The sequence below is a fragment of the Ochrobactrum sp. WV_118_8 genome, from assembly GCF_039631535.1.
GTDB classification, from domain to species: Bacteria; Pseudomonadota; Alphaproteobacteria; order Rhizobiales; family Rhizobiaceae; genus Brucella; species Brucella anthropi.
In genome coordinates this window covers 1,765,611-1,782,919 of sequence record NZ_JBDIUZ010000001.1, presented here as the reverse complement: position 1 = coordinate 1,782,919, position 17,309 = coordinate 1,765,611, and the positions used below count along the sequence as shown (strand labels likewise).

Sequence of the window (17,309 nt, the reverse complement as noted above, 5' to 3'; positions counted from 1 at the left end):
ATATGACTACGGTCGGGCTACGCCCTCTCTCCGTCACACCCCGGCGCGAGTCTCATCCTGATTGACGCTGAATCTCACCTTGATTGTCGCTACGCACATTCATCCACAGTTCGGGCCGCTGTCGTGTTGGCAGCGGTTTTTACTTTGCTTCTTCACGCGAGTTTGAAGGCCCCGGAAAGGGGTGACCTGTCGTTAGAAAGGTCTTCTTAATTTTTACGCTTTATCAATCTTTGCAAAGAGACGAGGTTTTCCATGATGCGCGTTTTGTTTCTCGTCGCGCTCGTGATCCTAGGAGGCTGCGCGACTGCCCCACGGCAGGTCAACAATGTGTGTGCGGTCTTCGATCAACGCGACGGTTGGTTCAATAACTGGCAGACGGCTGCCACGCGGGTTTCGCGCGAGTTCGGCGTGCCGGTTCCGGTTCTGATGGCCACAATCTATACCGAATCCGGCTTCCAGCCCTATGCACGCCCGCCACGGACCAAGATTCTCTGGATCATACCGTGGAAGCGGGCTTCCAGCGCCTATGGCTATTCCCAGGCGCTGAACGGCACGTGGGATCGTTACAAGCGGGAAACCGGTCGCTGGACTGCATCGCGCACCAATTTCGCGGACGCTATCCATTTCATTGGCTGGTATCACTATCAAAGCTATCTGAAAAACGGCATCAATCGCGCCGATGCATATAGCCTTTATCTCGCTTACTATTCGGGTCACGGCGGTTACGCTCGTGGTGTCTGGCGCGGGAATGCTACAGCGCTCAATGGCGCAAAACGTGCCCAATCCATGGCCAATCGTTACGCCACGCAGTTGCGCAGTTGCGGAGGCTTCAGTTAAAAAGCGAAAGGCTGGATTCAAACTCGCATTTGAGACACCATCCGGCCTTAATCGCTATTATCATGCGACGGATTCGCTAATTGAGGATGACCATTTCATGCTGAAGAAGATCGGTATTGCCCTTTTCGCCGCCACATTTCTGGCAGGCTGCACCACCGACCCCTATACCGGGGAACAGAAGATGTCGAACACCGCAGGTGGTGCTGCGATTGGCGCGGCTGTGGGCGCTCTTGGTGGCCTGATGGTCGGCGGTTCCAGCCGTGCACAGCGCAATGCCGTTCTGATTGGTGCCGGTATTGGTGCACTTGGCGGCGGCGCAATCGGCAATTACATGGATCGTCAGGAAAACGAGCTCCGTGCACAGTTGCAGGGCACTGGCGTGTCTGTGACGCGTAACGGCGACCAGATCATCCTTAATATGCCGTCCAGCATCACTTTCGATACCGATCAGGATCAGGTGAAGAGCCAGTTCTACCCGACGCTTAATTCGGTCGCGATTGTACTGCGCAAATTCAACCAGACACTTGTGGACGTTTATGGCCACACCGATTCGACCGGTAGCGTCAGCCACAATCAGGCTCTTTCGCAGCGCCGCGCCGCGTCGGTCGCGAGCTATCTCGGTTCGCAGGGTATCGATCCGCGTCGCTTCGCCGTTATCGGCTATGGCGCGAGCCAGCCCGTTGCCACTAACGCAACACCGGAAGGCCGTGCGCAGAACCGTCGCGTGGAAATCCAGATTTCTCCGCTTCGCGCCGCCAGCTGATTCCCTTCCGAGGGTTAATAGGCTTCAAACAACGCAGTTCTTCGATAGAAGGGCTGCGTTTTTCTTTGCTTTTCCGAATCGGTGGATGGGCAGTTTGGTTTGAATTAAGTTAATTCGTGGATAGTTCGATTATTTTCGTAATTGCTGATGTTAGAGAACGATTATAGAACAAAATTTCGGAACTGTTTTTAATCAATGAGTTAGCCCTATTGTCAAATGAGAACAAAACGAATACAAATAGATCATAGCAACGAGCCTGCCGGGCTTCTAGCGAGACAAGAGGATGGTGTAAGATGTCTCAGAATTCATTGCGACTTGTTGAGGAAAATTCAGTGGACAAGACTAAGGCTCTCGATGCGGCATTGTCGCAAATCGAAAGGGCGTTCGGTAAGGGCTCGATCATGCGTCTGGGGAAAAATGCCCCGGTTATCGAGATCGAAACTGTTCCGACCGGCTCGCTTTCTCTGGACATCGCGCTGGGTGTCGGCGGCTTGCCCAAAGGACGTATTGTTGAGATTTACGGACCGGAAAGCTCCGGTAAGACGACACTCGCGCTGCACACGATTGCGGAAGCACAGAAGAAGGGCGGTATCTGTGCATTCGTCGATGCGGAACATGCGCTTGATCCTGTCTATGCACGCAAGCTGGGTGTCGATCTGGAAAACCTGCTGATTTCGCAGCCAGATACGGGTGAGCAAGCACTTGAAATCACCGACACGCTTGTGCGTTCGGGCGCCATTGACGTTCTCGTCGTCGACTCCGTCGCAGCCTTGACGCCACGTGCGGAAATCGAAGGCGAAATGGGTGACTCCTTGCCTGGCCTTCAGGCTCGTCTCATGAGCCAGGCGCTGCGCAAGCTTACTGCTTCGATCTCGCGGTCGAACTGTATGGTGATCTTCATCAACCAGATTCGTATGAAGATCGGTGTGATGTTCGGTTCGCCGGAAACGACGACTGGCGGTAACGCTCTCAAGTTCTATGCTTCGGTCCGTCTCGATATTCGCCGTATCGGTTCGATCAAGGAGCGCGACGAAGTTGTTGGCAACCAGACCCGTGTGAAGGTCGTCAAGAACAAGCTTGCACCGCCCTTCAAGCAGGTCGAATTTGACATCATGTACGGTGCTGGCGTTTCCAAGACCGGCGAGCTGGTCGATCTTGGCGTAAAGGCCGGTGTCGTCGAGAAGTCCGGTGCGTGGTTCTCGTATAATTCCCAGCGACTGGGACAGGGCCGTGAAAACGCCAAGCAATATCTCAAGGACAACCCGGAAGTGGCCCGCGAGATCGAAACCACGCTTCGTCAGAATGCCGGTTTGATTGCCGAACAGTTCCTCGAAGATGGCGGACCAGAAGACGATGCGAGTGACGCTGCCGAAATGTAAGATCGCCAGCATCGAATGAATTATCGAAGCCCCGTGCAATTGCATGGGGCTTTTTGTTTAGCAGTGAGTGTTTTTGCGAAGTGAATGGTGCTGGTTTTATCGCTTTCCGGCAGAAATTGCTTTTATGGCGCAGCGTACTTATCTGGACAGAAAAGCAAGGCACCGCTAAAAGCGGTCAATCGAAAACTCCACTTCACCTCCTGGCAGTGCGGGAGAGCCTCGGGCCTTCAATGACGGTTGGCGGCTATGGGAGTTTGAACAGGATAATTGATACAGCTTTCTGCAGAGCTGTATCCGTGCAGGGCAAAAAAGCCCAAGGGTGACTTATGGCTGGCGTCAACGAGATTAGGTCCACATTCCTCGATTATTACCGTAAGAACGGGCATGAGGTCGTTCCATCGAGCCCACTTGTCCCACGCAACGATCCGACGCTGATGTTCACCAATGCGGGTATGGTTCAGTTCAAGAACGTTTTTACGGGTCTTGAACACCGTTCCTACAATCGCGCGACGACCTCCCAGAAGTGCGTGCGTGCCGGTGGCAAGCACAACGATCTGGACAATGTCGGCTATACCGCTCGTCACCATACATTCTTTGAAATGCTCGGCAATTTCTCGTTTGGCGACTATTTTAAGGAAGATGCCATCAGCTTCGCCTGGAACCTGATCACGAAGGAATTCGGACTTCCGAAGGACAAATTGCTCGTCACCGTTTATCACACGGACGACGACGCTGCGAATTACTGGAAAAAGATTGCTGGTCTTTCCGATGACCGCATCATTCGCATTGCCACCAGCGATAATTTTTGGGCTATGGGCGATACCGGTCCATGCGGTCCGTGTTCAGAAATCTTCTTCGACCACGGCGACCATATCTGGGGCGGACCTCCCGGATCGGCTGACGAAGACGGTGACCGTTTCATCGAAATCTGGAACCTCGTTTTCATGCAGTTCGAGCAGATTACGCCCGAACAGCGCATCGACCTGCCGCGTCCGTCTATCGACACCGGAATGGGGTTGGAGCGCGTCGCTGCGGTTCTGCAGGGCGTGCACGACAATTACGATATCGATCTCTTCAAGGCATTGATCCGCGCTTCGGAAGAAGCAACCGGCGTCAAGGCTGAGGGCGAATTCCGCGCCAGCCACCGCGTGATTGCTGATCATCTGCGCGCTTCGAGCTTCCTGATCGCTGACGGTGTTCTGCCGTCCAACGAAGGCCGCGGCTATGTGTTGCGTCGCATCATGCGCCGTGCAATGCGTCATGCCCAGCTCTTGGGCGCCAAAGAGCCGTTGATGTGGCGCCTGCTGCCGGCCTTGATCCGCGAAATGGGACAGGCCTATCCGGAACTGATCCGCGCCGATGCCTTGATCTCCGAAACGCTCAAGCTTGAGGAAACCCGTTTCCGCAAGACGCTGGATCGCGGTCTTGGCCTCCTGTCGGATGCGACGGAAAGCCTTGTTGAAGGGGATCGTCTTGACGGCGAAACCGCTTTCAAGCTTTACGACACCTATGGCTTTCCGCTGGATCTGACGCAGGATGCACTTCGTCAGCGCGGTATTGCCGTCGATACGGATGGCTTCAGTGCCGCCATGCAGCGCCAGAAGGCCGAGGCCCGTGCGAACTGGGCTGGTTCTGGTGAAGCTGCAACCGAAACGATCTGGTTCGGTATCAAGGATAAGGTCGGTGCGACGGAATTTCTCGGATACGAGACCGAGGTTGCCGAAGGCGTTATCACTGCGCTTGTCCGCGATGGCGCGGAAGTACAGTCCGCTGCTGAAGGCGATGTTGTTTCGGTCGTAGTCAACCAGACCCCGTTCTATGGAGAATCCGGCGGCCAGCAGGGCGATACCGGCACGATCTCCGGAGAAGGTTTTGCTATCGCAATCAAGGATACGCAGAAGAAGGGCGAGGGCGTCTTCGTTCACATCGGCGAAGTCACCAAGGGGACGGCGAAGACCGGCGATGCGGTCGAGCTGAAAGTGGATTCGGTGCGCCGCACGCGCATTCGTTCCAACCATTCGGCGACGCACCTTTTGCATGAGGCGCTGCGTGAAACGCTCGGCAGTCATGTTGCACAGAAGGGTTCGCTCGTTGCACCGGATCGTCTGCGTTTCGACTTTTCGCATCCGAAGCCGATTTCGGCTGAAGAGCTGACGCAGGTGGAAACTCTCGCCAACGAAATCATTCTGCAGAACGCTCCTGTCAGCACCCGCCTGATGGCCGTTGACGATGCCATTGCCGAGGGTGCCATGGCACTGTTCGGTGAAAAATATGGCGATGAAGTTCGTGTTGTTTCCATGGGCACCGCCAAGCACGGTTCGAAGGAGGGCAAGGCTTATTCGGTTGAGCTTTGCGGCGGTACGCATGTGCGCCAGACCGGCGATATAGGTCTCGTCCGCATTGTTTCGGAAGGCGCGGTTGCCGCTGGCGTTCGTCGTATGGAAGCGCTGACAGGTGAGGCAGCACGTCTTTACCTTGAAGAGCAGGACGAGCGCGTAAAGGCCATCGCCGGTGCATTGAAGACGACACCGTCTGAAGCGCTGGAACGTGTCAACGCATTGCTTGATGAACGCAAGAAGCTGGAACGCGAACTTGCTGATGCGCGCAAGAAGCTTGCGCTTGGCGGTGGTTCGGCAGATGGCGGCAGCGCCGTTGAAGCTGTGAATGGCGTCAACTTCCTGGGCAAGATCGTGACTGGCGTTTCCCCGCGTGATCTCAAGCCGCTTGCCGACGAAGGCAAGAAGCAGGTCGGCTCCGGTGTGGTGCTGTTCATTGGTGTCGGCGAAGATAGCAAGGCCAGCGCGGTGGCCGCAGTGACGGAAGATCTGGTTGGTCGCTTTAGTGCGGTCGATCTGGTTCGCGCTGCTTCTGCGGCCCTCGGTGGCGCAGGTGGCGGCGGTCGCCCGGACATGGCGCAGGCCGGCGGGCCGGATGGCGATAAGGCCGACGCCGCGATTGCAGCAGTCAAGGCACTGATCATCTAATTCAAAAGGCCGGGTTAACCCGGCCTTTTTTATCGGTGGAAATAAGCAGCATGAATTGTGCGGCTGTCGTCAGGCGCTTCGCTTCGTTCATCCAGACCATAGTCACGCATGACGCTGGCTACACGCAAACGGTAGTTTTCAAAAACACCATTGCGGCCTTGCCCCTGTGCTACCCTATGAGATGGCAGGTTGCGCCATTCACGCACCGCATCGTCGTCGCGCCAGAACGAGAGCGAAAGCAATTTGTCGGGATCGGCCAGGCTTTGAAAACGCTCGATCGACAGAAAACCGTCAATCCTGGAAAGATCTTCGCGCAGGCTTGCGGCAATATCCAGATACTGTTCACGCCTGTTGTCATCGGCTGGCCAGACTTCGAATATGACGGCAATCATGGCTTGATGAACTCCCCATGCGGTGCGGATTGGAGTTTGAGGAAGATGCGGTCTTCGGATCGGATGAATTGTTCTTTGCGCGCAAATTCGTAATTCTCGCGTCCCATCGGATCGGCGGCAAGCCGTGCCCGATATGCTTCATACGCGGCAAGGTTTTCGACTGAATAGACGCCGTAGGCTGTGGTCGACGAACCTTCATGCGGCCCGAAATAGCCGATGAGATCAGCGCCGCAGCGCGGAATCGCCTGTCCCCAATTGCGCGCATATTCTGCAAAGGCATCCGCTTTGAACGGGTCGATCTGATAGCGGATGAAACAGGTAATCATGCGTGTCTCCTTCAAAAGCATGTCTTTGATGCTGACAATGTAGCAATTGAAGTTTCTCCATAGTTCGGTTAGCATCGAAGTATGAAAGATGGCCCGATCATAGCTTCCGTTGCAGCACTCCTTGGTGATCCGGCGCGTGCAAACATGCTCACGGCGCTGATGGATGGTCGTGCGCTGACTGTCAGTGAACTCGCGTCAGCCGCAGGCGTGACGCTGCAAACCGCCAGCGGGCATCTTGCAAAGCTTGATGCGGCCAATCTGCTGGTCGCGCAGAAGCAGGGGCGCCACCGCTATTTCCGGCTTTCAGGAACAGATGTGGCGCAGGTCCTGGAAGGTTTGATGGGGCTTGCGCAACGCACCGGCGCTGTGCGGGTGCGGACCGGCCCGAAAGATCAGGCACTACGCAAGGCACGCATCTGCTATGACCATCTGGCCGGTGAGCGTGGGGTGGAAATGCTCGATGCCTCGCATCGGCTTGAGCTGATTGTTGATGACAATGAGCCGGTGCTGACAGAAAAGGGCAAGTCGTTTTTCAGTTGCCTTGGCGTTGATGTGACCACTCTGGAGCAGGGCAAGCGCCCGGTCTGTCGTCACTGCCTCGACTGGAGTGAACGTCGCAACCATCTGGGCGGAGCGCTCGGTGCAGCGTTGTTGAACCATTTCATTTCAAAGGGCTGGGCACGCCGCGAAGCGGGGCGTGTCATCGCGTTCTCGCCAAAAGGTGCACAGGCATTCTCACACACGTTTGAGCTGGCTGGCCAGATTACGTGACCTGAACAGCCAGCATTATGTTGTTAATGCTGTGTGGCTGCGGCTGCTGCCTCGTCCAGTTCCGTGGCGCGCTTCATGGCAGGACGATCTTTTAGTCGGTCCCAATAGGCGGCGAACGCTGCTCTGGCAGGCAAAGTGCCGAAGCGCAGGCCCCAGCCGATGTGCGAGCCGACATAAACGTCAGCCGCCGTGAAGCGGTCGCCGGTGATGTATGGATGGTGCGAAACCGCTTTCTCCAATGTGTTGACCACTGTATCGTAATTGCCGTAGCCGACCATTCCCTGCTTGTCTGCGGGGATTTCAAAGCCGAGCGCATGGTTGGACAAGGCGGCTTCCACAGGACCAGATGTAAAGAACAGCCAGCGGAAGAAATCCGCGCGCTCATTGGGGTGAGGCGCCAGACCAGCTTCGGGAAATGTTGTTGCCAGATAGGCGCAGATTGCAGCCACTTCCGTCACCACCGCATCGCCGTGGCGCAGGGCAGGAACTTTGCCCATCGGATTGATTGTGCAGTAGTCAGGCCCCTTCATCGGTGGCCCGAAATCCAGAATTTCCACATCATAGGGTTTGCCGATCTCCTCCAGCATCCAGCGCGCGATGCGTCCGCGCGACATCGGGTTGGTATAGAGCTTCAACTCAGCCATTTCATCCTCCCTGTAAGCGGTGGCAGGATGCGCTTTTTCCCTTGAAAAGGAAATGAAAAAACCCGGCAGCGAGGCTGCCGGGTTTTCCATATCGACGATACGCGTCGAATATTTTATCAGGCGGCCATGGCCTTCTGAAGGTTCTCGTCGATCTTGTCGAGGAAACCGGTGGTCGAGAGCCAAGGCTGATCCGGACCGATGAGCAGAGCCAGATCCTTGGTCATGTAGCCGCTTTCAACTGTGTCGACGCAGACCTTTTCCAGCGTGTCGGCAAAACGCTTAAGCTCGGCATTGTCGTCGAGCTTGGCGCGGTGTGCGAGACCACGCGTCCATGCGAAGATCGAAGCGATCGAGTTGGTCGAGGTTTCCTCGCCCTTCTGATGCTGGCGGTAGTGACGGGTAACGGTGCCGTGTGCGGCTTCAGCTTCAACCGTCTTGCCATCCGGCGTCATCAGAACCGAGGTCATCAGGCCGAGAGAACCGAAGCCCTGAGCCACGATGTCCGACTGCACGTCGCCGTCGTAGTTCTTACAAGCCCAGACATAGCCGCCGGACCACTTGAGCGCCGAAGCGACCATGTCGTCGATGAGGCGATGTTCGTACCAGATCTTTGCAGCCTTGAACTTGTCAGCGAACTCGGTCTGGTAAACTTCTTCGAAGATGTCCTTGAAGCGACCGTCATAGGCCTTGAGGATAGTGTTCTTGGTCGAAAGATAGACCGGGTAGTTGCGCTGCAAGCCGTAATTCAGCGAAGCGCGTGCAAATTCGCGGATCGATTCGTCGAGATTGTACATGGCCATTGCCACGCCAGCCGCCGGAGCCTGATAGACTTCGTGTTCGATGGTCTCGCCGTCTTCGCCGACGAACTTGATCGACAGAGTGCCCTTGCCCGGGAATTTGAAATCGGTCGCGCGGTACTGATCGCCGAAAGCATGACGGCCAACGATGATCGGCTGGGTCCAGCCCGGCACGAGGCGCGGAACGTTCTTGCAGATGATCGGCTCGCGGAAGATCACGCCGCCGAGAATGTTGCGGATCGTGCCGTTTGGCGACTTCCACATCTTCTTGAGCTTGAATTCTTCAACGCGGGCTTCGTCCGGGGTGATGGTTGCGCATTTTACGCCAACGCCGTGTTCCTTGATGGCATTAGCCGCATCAATGGTAACCTGGTCATTGGTGGCATCGCGGTGCTCGACTGATAGATCGTAATATTTCAGATCAATGTCGAGGTAGGGATGGATCAATTTGTCCTTGATGAACTGCCAGATGATGCGGGTCATTTCATCGCCGTCGAGTTCAACGACCGGGTTCGCAACCTTGATTTTTGCCATGGATGAAGCCTCTTTTTCAATGCGTCGCGCCCGTATAGCACTCACGACGAATAAGGCAAAGCGTAAGAGGCTTATTCTTTGGCCTATAGAGCGTTTAGACGGTCAAAATTTCGGGAGAGACTTGCGAAAAGCGTGAAACGGCTTTTGACGGCACCGATTATGCGGCGCGGTGCGCAGCGCGATTGTCATCACGAGATTTCTCCCAGGAAGATTGCCGCTGGCGATAGTTTTCCTGTTCCCTGACCAGAATGGTATCTGCATCCAGTGTAGAGATGGCGGTCGACTTGTCTGTGGGAACAAGGCCGCTCAGCTGCAACGAAAGATAGCGTCCACAGCAGACCCGCAGGAACGACGCGAAATTGTCGAGGTCGTGCCCTTCATTCCGGGATTCATCGTAAAGTTTGCCGATAAGGCGGCTGACCGTGAGATCATCGCGCGCTGCAATATCTTCGAGAGCCCACCAGAAGAAATTCTCAAGCCGGACGCTTGTCACGACGCCGTCGATGCGCAGCGAACGTGTTACGCTCAGCCAGAGCTCAGGATCGGCACCGATGAACAGCCTGCACATGATTTCCTCCGGATCATTCTCCCAAACTTACTGTCGCGCAGTTTCGCCCTGCCTGCAACCGTGTTGGGAAACAGGCAGGGCGTTGCGATCAGCTATGGGTGATCCTGGTGCCGAGCACAGTAAGGAACTGTGATAGCCATGCTGGATGAGCAGGCCATGCGGGCGACGTGACAAGATTGCCATCCGTAACCGCCTGATCAACCGGAATATCGGCATATTTGCCACCGGCGAGTTCAACTTCCGGGCGGCAGGCCGGGTAGGCGGAACAGGTGCGACCTTCCAGAACGCGCGCTGCGGCCAGCAATTGCGCGCCGTGGCAGACCGCAGCAACTGGCTTGTTCGCTTCGAAGAAATGCTTCACCACGGCGATAACCTTATCGTCGAGACGCAGATATTCCGGTGCCCGACCGCCGGGAATGACCAGAGCGTCATAGTTCTCAGGCTTAACATCGGTGAAGGTCGCGTTCAGCGTGAAGTTATGGCCCGGCTTTTCTGTATAGGTCTGGTGGCCTTCGAAGTCGTGAATGGCTGTCGCGATATGATCGCCAGCCTTCTTGCCGGGGCAGACCGCATGAACCGTATGACCAACAGTCAAAAGCGTCTGGAACGGGACCATGGTTTCATAGTCCTCACCAAAGTCGCCGCAAAGCATGAGTATCTTCTTACCGGACATGGTTTCCTCCCTTTGATCCTGTATCTGGTGGGACAGTCTGGCATGAATGGGCAGCAAATAGGTGTTATCGGGCTACTACACAGGCTTTTCCCTAAAACACGTAAGGGGAATCTTTGCGATTCTGCGTCAATTATGTAAGGGAAACGCCACGATACGATAGCTAATGCGGAAGAGATCATGGCAGGAACAGATAAACAGCGCCCCTTTATAGCGGAAGGACCGGCAATCGTGCTGGTGGAGCCGCAATTGCCGGAAAATATCGGCATGGTGGCGCGCGCCATGGCGAATTTTGGTCTGGCTGAACTGCGTCTGGTCAATCCGCGTGAGGAATTTCCGAGCGAAAAGGCGAGGGCGGCAGCCAGCAAGGCCGATCATGTGATCGACAATGCGGTCGTCTATGACGATTTGCCGTCCGCTATCGCCGATCTCAATTTCGTCTATGCGACGACGGCACGTGAACGTGATGGCTTCAAGCAGGTTCGCAGCGCCGTGGAAGCGGGGGGCGAACTGCGCCGTCGTTTCCGGACTGGTGAGAAGACCGGCATCCTGTTTGGCCGTGAACGCTTCGGTCTCAGCAATGAAGAGGTCGGTCTTGCGGATGAACTGGTGACGTTTCCGGTCAATCCGGCTTTCGCATCGCTGAATATCGCTCAGGCCGTTTTGCTGATGTCCTATGAATGGATGAAGTCGGGCCTTGAGACGGAAACGGAGACCGTGTTCCGCGGGCCGGAGCTTGAGATGGCGCCAAAACAGGAGTTGCAGGGGCTCTTCAATCATCTCGAAGAAGCCCTTGATGTTCGGGGATATTTCCGTCCGGAAGCCCGCAAGGAAATCATGGTCAACAATCTGCGCGCCGTGTTGACGCGTGCTGGTTTCGCATCCGCAGAACTCAAGTTGCTGCGCGGTGTTGTCACGTCGCTTGACGTGTTCACGCCGAAGAAACCACGCGGTTCCGGTGCCCCGGAAGGACGTGCGCGTAAGCCTGCGAGCGAGGCTCCGGCAATGAAGGACGAGGACGAATGAAAAACGCACCCGCTGTAAGCTTTGCCGCCATGCCTTCTGCCGATGTCGAAAGACCTATTTTGGTTTTCGACAGCGGTATCGGAGGCCTGACGGTTTTGCGCGAAGCGCGGGTGCTTATGCCGGATCGCCGCTTTGTCTACGTTGCCGACGATGCCGGGTTTCCCTATGGCGGATGGGAAGAGGATGCGTTGAGGGAGAGGATTGTCGAGCTGTTCGGCAAGCTCATTGCCACCTATGACCCCGAGATCGCGGTCATTGCCTGCAATACGGCCTCCACGCTGGTGCTGGATGATTTGCGGCAAGCCTATCCTTCGGTGCCGTTTGTCGGCACAGTGCCAGCAATCAAGCCCGCTGCCGAAAGAACATCGTCGGGGCTTGTTTCCGTGCTGGCGACCCCCGGTACCGTCAGGCGTGCTTATACGCGCGATCTCATTCAATCTTTCGCCACCCAGTGCCATGTTCGTCTCGTTGGTGCCGATCAGCTTGCGACAGTAGCGGAAGCCCATATTCGCGGCGAAAAGATCGACGAGGCGCTGGTCGTGGAACAGATCGCTCCCTGCTTCATTGAGCAGGATGGTAACCGGACCGACATTGTCGTGCTGGCCTGCACGCACTATCCGTTCCTTGCCAATGTGTTTCGCCGTCTTGCGCCATGGCCGGTTGACTGGCTCGATCCTGCGGAAGCGATCGCCCGGCGTACCGTCTCGCTGCTGAAACCACGCCGCGCCGATGAAGAGCTGCATCATCACAACGATCTGGCGGTCGTGACATCCCGCAATCCGGACTATGCCATCCGCAGGCTCATGCAGGGTTTCGGTCTGCATTTTGCTTGAGCCCTTGTTCTCAAGGTCTTGAATTTTCCGGCTATGTAGCGATCATGGCAATGATCGTTTCATAGGGGAAGATGCAATGACGGGAACCATATCACAGATCACCCTGCCTTCGGGCCAGACGGTTCCAGCGCTCGGGCAGGGCACCTGGTATATGGGTGAGGACAGCACGCAACGCCGCTATGAAATCGAAGCACTGAGAAGCGGCATCGATCTCGGGATGACGCTGATCGATACGGCGGAAATGTATGCTGATGGAGAGGCGGAAGACGTTGTTGGCGAAGCCATTACGGGCCGTCGCGATGATGTGTTTCTCGTCAGCAAGGTATTGCCGTTCAATGCGTCCTGGAAGGGCACAATCGAGGCCTGCGAGAGGAGCCTGCAGCGCCTTCGCACGGATCACATTGATCTGTATTTGCTGCATTGGCGTGGGCGATATCCGCTTGAGGAGACTGTCGCGGCGTTCGATGAATTACAGCATGCTGGAAAGATAGTGAGCTGGGGCGTCAGCAATTTCGATGCGGATGACATGAAAGAACTCGTCGGTATAGCTGGCGGCAATGCCGTTGCAACGAACCAGATACTTTACAATCTGACGCGGCGCGGCCCAGAATTTGATCTGATGCCATGGTGTGCCGGGCGTAAGATTCCGCTGATGGCTTATTCGCCTATCGAGCAAGGTCGATTGCTGGGCAATTCCGTACTGGCGGAAATTGCAAGCGAGACGGGAGGAACGCCAGCCTCAATTGCGCTTGCGTGGGTAATGCGCAGCGGCAATGTCATAGCAATTCCAAAGTCGTCCAACCTGCATCATGTGCGGGATAACAGAAAAGCCGCAGACTTGCGGCTTTCCGAAGATCAATTGAAACGTCTGGACCGGGCTTTCGCACCCCCCTCCCGAAAGACGGCGTTGGAAATGCTCTAACCCGCGTCTTTCTGGCGAGTGTCCTTCTTCGCCTGAGCGACACTTGCGGCCTTACGGAGTCGTCCACGCTCTGCAGGGCGGACAAGGCTGTCGTATTTCTCGTTCGGGATGTTACGCATGCCGTTCAGCGCATGACGCGTGTTGAAATCCTTGCCTTTCTTTTCGTTTGCTTCCTTGGTCGCAAGCGCTTTTCGGGCATTGGCGATCAGTTCGGCGCTGGCTGACATGCGACGACGGCGTTCAACTTCGGTGTTGATGCGACGCACCGCCATAGCCAGAACGGAAACTTTCAGATGTGAACCTTCATCCGCCTTGGAGGGTGTCGCGCCACGAGCGGCTCCCTTTCCGCGCACTTCGCGCCTGCGCTGGTGGGCCTGATCTTTCGCCTTCTTGCGGCGTTCGCGGATCAGTTTCGCCAGATGAGAAAGTTCTTCGTCGGGGACGTTCTGCAAAAAAGGATGGTGCGACTTTTCCACTAGCTCTTTTTCGTCGGCATTGAGAGCGCGAGCTTCCTGCTTCTTGGTGACGGCCATGGGACATCCTTTCTGCTAATGATAAGAATTCTCCGGAGGGGATATAGGCGTGAACATTCCACCGGAAAGATCGGGTTGCTTATTCTGGTTCTTCGGTCGAGGTTTTTTTGCTTTGCTCTTCAAGGTGCTTCAAGATTGCCTTCAGCTTGTCGAGAGGAAGGTGTTCCGCACCTATGGTCTCACTCCTGGCTGTTGAGACGATGGTCAAAATTTCATCGAGTTTTGCCTGTGTCGCGCTTGCTTCGCGATCCTGTGCGTTCTGGATAAGGAACACCATCAGGAATGTGATGACTGTGGTCGATGTATTCACCACCAGTTGCCAAGTATCCGAGAAGTCAAAGAAAGGCCCGCTAATGCCCCATAACAGGATGAACAAGGTTGCCAGCCCGAATGCCAGATAATGGCCTGCAAGTTCGGCGGCTTTTTCGCTGAGCTTTGTGAAGAACTGTGACATCGCAACCTCCAGACGACAGGCGAGAAACGCTTGATGGAGGGGCGCGGTTCCGTAATTGCATAGATATGCGGAACTTTCAGGCGCTGGTCGACGTTTGATCCTCATAGAAAACGCGGAGGTCAAGCGATGGAAATTGTCGAAACCCGCATCAGTTCGGTTGGGGGATTCAAGCTCTATATGGTGGAGTTCGTCACCGAGGGTGAAGAGAAGATCACTGTCAAGGTTGAGAACGAGACGGAAGCGGAACTTGCGCGCGATGAAGTGATACGTCGTGCCGCGATCAAGCTCGGCGAAGCGCTGGGCGTTGCATGTATGGAATGCGGCATTCAGCCTGAAAACCTGTTGACACGCCCCAGCGCGCGCCGCGCTGGTGACCGGGCAGAGCTGGAGCGCCAGCTTGAAGAGGGCTTGGAAGATACGTTCCCGGCCAGCGATCCGGTCTCGGTTACCAGTTCCACGATTGCCGGTTTTGCCGGACCGAAAAACTGAATGATGGTTCTAGAGCGGTTTCGGTTAAAACGGAGTCGCTGGAACCGTTCTGAGTATTTGTTTCGTCGCATTATCTGACGCATCGAAGCGGGATCAGAAATCAGTCCAGTGAACTGATTTCCCTGCGTAGACACTTCGCACTTTTGCTGGAAATGCTCCACGCAAGAAGCCGGGCTATTCACCCGGCTTCTAAAGTTGTTCAGAAAGTGAGTCCTGTAAAGGGCATATCCATCTGAGAATACTACAGATTACGACGTTTGCCCTCCATCAGGTCGAGCACGGCGCGGGCACAATCAAGCACATTCGAGCCGGGGCCGAAAACCGCCGCCACACCGTGGTCGAACAGATACTGATAATCCTGACGGGGAACGACGCCACCACAGACGACAATGATATTTTCCGCACCCTTCTTGCGGAGCGTATCCACAAGCTGAGGCAGAAGTGTCTTGTGACCGGCTGCTAGCGACGAAACTCCAAGAACATGCACCTTGGACTTGATCGCCATATCGGCAGCTTCATCCGGCGTCTGGAACAGTGGCCCGGCCAATATGTCGAAGCCGATATCGCCGAAGGCTGACGCAATGATTTTGGCACCGCGATCATGGCCGTCCTGGCCGAGCTTTGCCACCATCACTTTCGGCGTTTTGCCGATCTGCTTTGAAAAATCGCCAAGCCGCTCAACCAGCGTCTGATATTCGGGCTCGTCCTTATAGGCCGCGCCGTAAACCTTCTTGACGACCTTCGGAACTGCAGCATGATCGCCGAATGCGCGGCGCATGGCGTCGGAAATTTCTCCGACGCTGGCGCGAGCACGGGAGGCTTCAACAGCGGCGGCGAGAAGATTGCCTTCGCCGGTCTTTGCAACTTTTTCCAGTTCTGCCAGAGCTGCTTCGACTTTTGCCTTGTTGCGCGTTTCCTTGATGCGATTGAGACGTGCAATTTGCGACTGGCTAACAGCCGAATTGTCGATTTCCAGAATGTCGATTTCGTCTTCCTGTTCCAGCCGGAACTTGTTGACCCCGACAATGATCTCTTCGCCCTTATCGACCGCCGCCTGCCGTTTGGTCGCTGCTTCTTCGATGAGGCGCTTCGGAAGGCCGCTTTCGACCGCCTTGGTCATGCCGCCCAGACCTTCGACTTCCTCGATCAGCGCCCAGGCCTTTTCGGCCAGCTCGTTGGTGAGGTTTTCGATGTAATAAGAACCTGCCAGCGGATCGACCACTTTGGTTACGCCGGTTTCGTTCTGGAGGATGAGCTGCGTATTGCGAGCGATACGAGCCGAAAATTCGGTTGGCAAAGCAATGGCTTCATCGAAGGAATTGGTGTGCAGCGATTGCGTACCGCCAAGAGCAGCTGACATGGCCTCGAATGCGGTGCGGACGATATTGTTGTAGGGATCCTGTTCCTGAAGCGATACGCCCGAAGTCTGGCAATGCGTGCGTAGCATCAGCGAGCCGGGCTTCTTCGGATCGAATTCCTTCATGATGCGCGACCAGAGCAGGCGCGCGGCGCGCAGCTTGGCGATTTCCATGAAGAAATTCATGCCGATGGCGAAGAAGAATGACAGTCGTCCCGCAAATTCATCGACATTCAGGCCCTTGTTCAGGGCGGCACGCACATATTCGCGGCCATCGGCCAGCGTAAAGGCCAGTTCCTGAACCAGCGTCGCGCCCGCTTCCTGCATATGGTAGCCGGAAATGGAAATCGAGTTGAACTTCGGCATTTCGGCTGCCGTATAGGCGATAATATCCGCAATGATTCGCATGGAAGGTTCTGGCGGATAGATATAGGTGTTGCGGACCATGAACTCCTTGAGGATGTCGTTCTGGATCGTGCCGGAAAGCTGGGCGCGGGGCACGCCCTGTTCCTCGCCCGCCACGATGAAATTGGCGAGGATCGGGATCACCGCGCCGTTCATGGTCATGGAAACGGAAATTTTTTCCAGCGGAATGCCGTCGAAAAGGATCTTCATATCCTCGACGGAATCGATGGCAACGCCAGCCTTGCCCACATCGCCTTCAACACGCGGATGGTCGCTATCATAGCCGCGATGCGTGGCAAGATCGAAGGCAACCGAAACGCCCTGCTGACCGGCAGCGAGAGCCTTGCGATAGAAGGCGTTGGATTCTTCTGCCGTCGAAAATCCCGCATATTGCCGGATCGTCCACGGACGACCCGCATACATGGTCGCACGAGGACCGCGCAAGAAAGGCTCGAAGCCGGGCAGGGTGCCCAGATGGTCGATGCCTTGAAGGTCATCTTCCGTATAGAGCGGCTTGACGTCAATGCCTTCTGGCGTTTGCCAAATGAGGCTGTCAGCTGGCCGCTTCAGTTCCTTCTCGGCCAATGCTTCCCAGTCTGCTCGGGTTGTGGGGCGCTCGCTCATA

Annotated in this window: 18 protein-coding genes; 9 read left to right on the top strand and 9 right to left on the bottom strand. The window is 55.8% G+C overall.

Annotated features, from left to right (window positions below; translation table 11 throughout):
• The first annotated feature begins 252 nt into the window (after positions 1-252).
• From ABDF71_RS08555 to alaS, 4 genes are all read left to right on the top strand, one after another.
• A complete protein-coding gene (locus ABDF71_RS08555; protein WP_010659931.1) occupies positions 253-837 on the top strand; it encodes a transglycosylase SLT domain-containing protein in 585 nt (194 codons plus the stop codon).
• 97 nt (positions 838-934) lie between these two features.
• Positions 935-1,600 carry a YiaD family glycine zipper/OmpA-like lipoprotein gene (locus ABDF71_RS08550; protein WP_010659932.1) on the top strand — a complete coding sequence of 222 codons (666 nt, stop codon included), beginning with the start codon at positions 935-937 and terminating at the stop codon, positions 1,598-1,600.
• Between the two features lie 293 nt (positions 1,601-1,893).
• Positions 1,894-2,979 (top strand): recombinase RecA, encoded by a 1,086-nt coding sequence (gene recA, locus ABDF71_RS08545; protein ID WP_010659933.1) that lies wholly within the window; start codon positions 1,894-1,896, stop codon positions 2,977-2,979.
• Between the two features lie 326 nt (positions 2,980-3,305).
• Positions 3,306-5,963 (top strand): alanine--tRNA ligase, encoded by a 2,658-nt coding sequence (alaS, locus tag ABDF71_RS08540; protein WP_151663011.1) that lies wholly within the window; start codon positions 3,306-3,308, stop codon positions 5,961-5,963.
• A gap of 29 nt (positions 5,964-5,992) precedes the next feature.
• On the opposite strand, the gene ABDF71_RS08535 is transcribed toward alaS, so the two are convergent.
• Together ABDF71_RS08535 and ABDF71_RS08530 are read right to left on the bottom strand one after the other, a co-directional pair.
• Positions 5,993-6,355, bottom strand: coding sequence for an antibiotic biosynthesis monooxygenase family protein (locus ABDF71_RS08535; protein WP_500061471.1), 363 nt, complete (start codon positions 6,353-6,355; stop codon positions 5,993-5,995).
• Complete coding sequence (locus ABDF71_RS08530) at positions 6,352-6,681, bottom strand: NIPSNAP family protein (RefSeq protein WP_437260060.1); 330 nt, start codon at positions 6,679-6,681, stop codon at positions 6,352-6,354. Before ABDF71_RS08530 ends, ABDF71_RS08535 begins: the two co-directional genes overlap by 4 nt.
• An 81-nt stretch (positions 6,682-6,762) precedes the next feature.
• On the opposite strand from ABDF71_RS08530, the gene ABDF71_RS08525 reads away from it, so the two are divergent.
• Entirely contained in the window at positions 6,763-7,452 is a 690-nt protein-coding gene (locus ABDF71_RS08525; RefSeq protein WP_437260061.1) for an ArsR/SmtB family transcription factor, read from the top strand.
• A gap of 23 nt (positions 7,453-7,475) precedes the next feature.
• Here ABDF71_RS08525 and ABDF71_RS08520 read toward each other — a convergent pair whose 3' ends face one another.
• The 4 genes from ABDF71_RS08520 to ABDF71_RS08505 all read right to left on the bottom strand — a co-directional run bounded on the left by ABDF71_RS08520 (position 7,476) and on the right by ABDF71_RS08505 (position 10,668).
• On the bottom strand, positions 7,476-8,096 hold the full coding sequence (locus ABDF71_RS08520) for a glutathione S-transferase family protein (RefSeq protein WP_437260062.1): 621 nt from the start codon (positions 8,094-8,096) through the stop codon (positions 7,476-7,478).
• A gap of 116 nt (positions 8,097-8,212) precedes the next feature.
• A complete protein-coding gene (locus ABDF71_RS08515) occupies positions 8,213-9,427 on the bottom strand; it encodes an NADP-dependent isocitrate dehydrogenase (RefSeq protein ID WP_010659939.1) in 1,215 nt (404 codons plus the stop codon).
• A gap of 157 nt (positions 9,428-9,584) precedes the next feature.
• Positions 9,585-9,995, bottom strand: coding sequence for a ribbon-helix-helix domain-containing protein (locus ABDF71_RS08510; protein WP_500061470.1), 411 nt, complete (start codon positions 9,993-9,995; stop codon positions 9,585-9,587).
• Positions 9,996-10,083: 88 nt separating this feature from the next.
• Positions 10,084-10,668 carry a DJ-1/PfpI family protein gene (locus ABDF71_RS08505; RefSeq protein WP_029924622.1) on the bottom strand — a complete coding sequence of 195 codons (585 nt, stop codon included), beginning with the start codon at positions 10,666-10,668 and terminating at the stop codon, positions 10,084-10,086.
• 177 nt (positions 10,669-10,845) lie between these two features.
• On the opposite strand from ABDF71_RS08505, the gene ABDF71_RS08500 reads away from it, so the two are divergent.
• The 3 genes from ABDF71_RS08500 to ABDF71_RS08490 all read left to right on the top strand — a co-directional run bounded on the left by ABDF71_RS08500 (position 10,846) and on the right by ABDF71_RS08490 (position 13,446).
• Positions 10,846-11,691 (top strand): RNA methyltransferase, encoded by an 846-nt coding sequence (locus ABDF71_RS08500; RefSeq protein WP_010659942.1) that lies wholly within the window; start codon positions 10,846-10,848, stop codon positions 11,689-11,691.
• Complete coding sequence (gene murI, locus ABDF71_RS08495; protein ID WP_500061469.1) at positions 11,688-12,524, top strand: glutamate racemase; 837 nt, start codon at positions 11,688-11,690, stop codon at positions 12,522-12,524. Before ABDF71_RS08500 ends, murI begins: the two co-directional genes overlap by 4 nt.
• A 76-nt stretch (positions 12,525-12,600) precedes the next feature.
• The gene (locus ABDF71_RS08490; RefSeq protein ID WP_437260064.1) at positions 12,601-13,446 is read left to right on the top strand and encodes an aldo/keto reductase; all 846 of its coding nucleotides are present in this window, start codon (positions 12,601-12,603) and stop codon (positions 13,444-13,446) included.
• Here the strand turns inward: ABDF71_RS08490 and ABDF71_RS08485 are convergent.
• The gene (locus ABDF71_RS08485) at positions 13,443-13,979 is read right to left on the bottom strand and encodes a hypothetical protein (RefSeq protein WP_010659945.1); all 537 of its coding nucleotides are present in this window, start codon (positions 13,977-13,979) and stop codon (positions 13,443-13,445) included. The genes ABDF71_RS08490 and ABDF71_RS08485 overlap by 4 nt on opposite strands.
• A gap of 79 nt (positions 13,980-14,058) precedes the next feature.
• On the bottom strand, positions 14,059-14,433 hold the full coding sequence (locus ABDF71_RS08480; protein ID WP_010659946.1) for a low affinity iron permease family protein: 375 nt from the start codon (positions 14,431-14,433) through the stop codon (positions 14,059-14,061).
• 126 nt (positions 14,434-14,559) lie between these two features.
• On the opposite strand from ABDF71_RS08480, the gene ABDF71_RS08475 reads away from it, so the two are divergent.
• Positions 14,560-14,922 carry a hypothetical protein gene (locus ABDF71_RS08475; protein ID WP_342060398.1) on the top strand — a complete coding sequence of 121 codons (363 nt, stop codon included), beginning with the start codon at positions 14,560-14,562 and terminating at the stop codon, positions 14,920-14,922.
• 241 nt (positions 14,923-15,163) lie between these two features.
• Here ABDF71_RS08475 and scpA read toward each other — a convergent pair whose 3' ends face one another.
• On the bottom strand, positions 15,164-17,308 hold the full coding sequence (gene scpA, locus ABDF71_RS08470; protein WP_500061468.1) for a methylmalonyl-CoA mutase: 2,145 nt from the start codon (positions 17,306-17,308) through the stop codon (positions 15,164-15,166).
• Between the last annotated feature and the right edge of the window lies 1 nt (position 17,309).

Bases quoted from the DNA above. Each gene is read 5' to 3' on its own strand.
- ABDF71_RS08535 (WP_500061471.1), bottom strand. From the start codon at position 6,355: ATGATTGCCGTCATATTCGAAGTCTGGCCAGCCGATGACAACAGGCGT.
- ABDF71_RS08550 (WP_010659932.1), top strand. From the start codon at position 935: ATGCTGAAGAAGATCGGTATTGCCCTTTTCGCCGCCACATTTCTGGCA.
- murI (WP_500061469.1), top strand. From the start codon at position 11,688: ATGAAAAACGCACCCGCTGTAAGCTTTGCCGCCATGCCTTCTGCCGAT.
- ABDF71_RS08520 (WP_437260062.1), bottom strand. From the start codon at position 8,096: ATGGCTGAGTTGAAGCTCTATACCAACCCGATGTCGCGCGGACGCATC.
- ABDF71_RS08485 (WP_010659945.1), bottom strand. From the start codon at position 13,979: ATGGCCGTCACCAAGAAGCAGGAAGCTCGCGCTCTCAATGCCGACGAA.
- scpA (WP_500061468.1), bottom strand. From the start codon at position 17,308: ATGAGCGAGCGCCCCACAACCCGAGCAGACTGGGAAGCATTGGCCGAG.
- ABDF71_RS08475 (WP_342060398.1), top strand. From the start codon at position 14,560: ATGGAAATTGTCGAAACCCGCATCAGTTCGGTTGGGGGATTCAAGCTC.
- ABDF71_RS08525 (WP_437260061.1), top strand. From the start codon at position 6,763: ATGAAAGATGGCCCGATCATAGCTTCCGTTGCAGCACTCCTTGGTGAT.
- recA (WP_010659933.1), top strand. From the start codon at position 1,894: ATGTCTCAGAATTCATTGCGACTTGTTGAGGAAAATTCAGTGGACAAG.
- alaS (WP_151663011.1), top strand. From the start codon at position 3,306: ATGGCTGGCGTCAACGAGATTAGGTCCACATTCCTCGATTATTACCGT.
- ABDF71_RS08510 (WP_500061470.1), bottom strand. From the start codon at position 9,995: ATGTGCAGGCTGTTCATCGGTGCCGATCCTGAGCTCTGGCTGAGCGTA.
- ABDF71_RS08515 (WP_010659939.1), bottom strand. From the start codon at position 9,427: ATGGCAAAAATCAAGGTTGCGAACCCGGTCGTTGAACTCGACGGCGAT.
- ABDF71_RS08490 (WP_437260064.1), top strand. From the start codon at position 12,601: ATGACGGGAACCATATCACAGATCACCCTGCCTTCGGGCCAGACGGTT.
- ABDF71_RS08530 (WP_437260060.1), bottom strand. From the start codon at position 6,681: ATGATTACCTGTTTCATCCGCTATCAGATCGACCCGTTCAAAGCGGAT.
- ABDF71_RS08500 (WP_010659942.1), top strand. From the start codon at position 10,846: ATGGCAGGAACAGATAAACAGCGCCCCTTTATAGCGGAAGGACCGGCA.
- ABDF71_RS08555 (WP_010659931.1), top strand. From the start codon at position 253: ATGATGCGCGTTTTGTTTCTCGTCGCGCTCGTGATCCTAGGAGGCTGC.
- ABDF71_RS08505 (WP_029924622.1), bottom strand. From the start codon at position 10,668: ATGTCCGGTAAGAAGATACTCATGCTTTGCGGCGACTTTGGTGAGGAC.
- ABDF71_RS08480 (WP_010659946.1), bottom strand. From the start codon at position 14,433: ATGTCACAGTTCTTCACAAAGCTCAGCGAAAAAGCCGCCGAACTTGCA.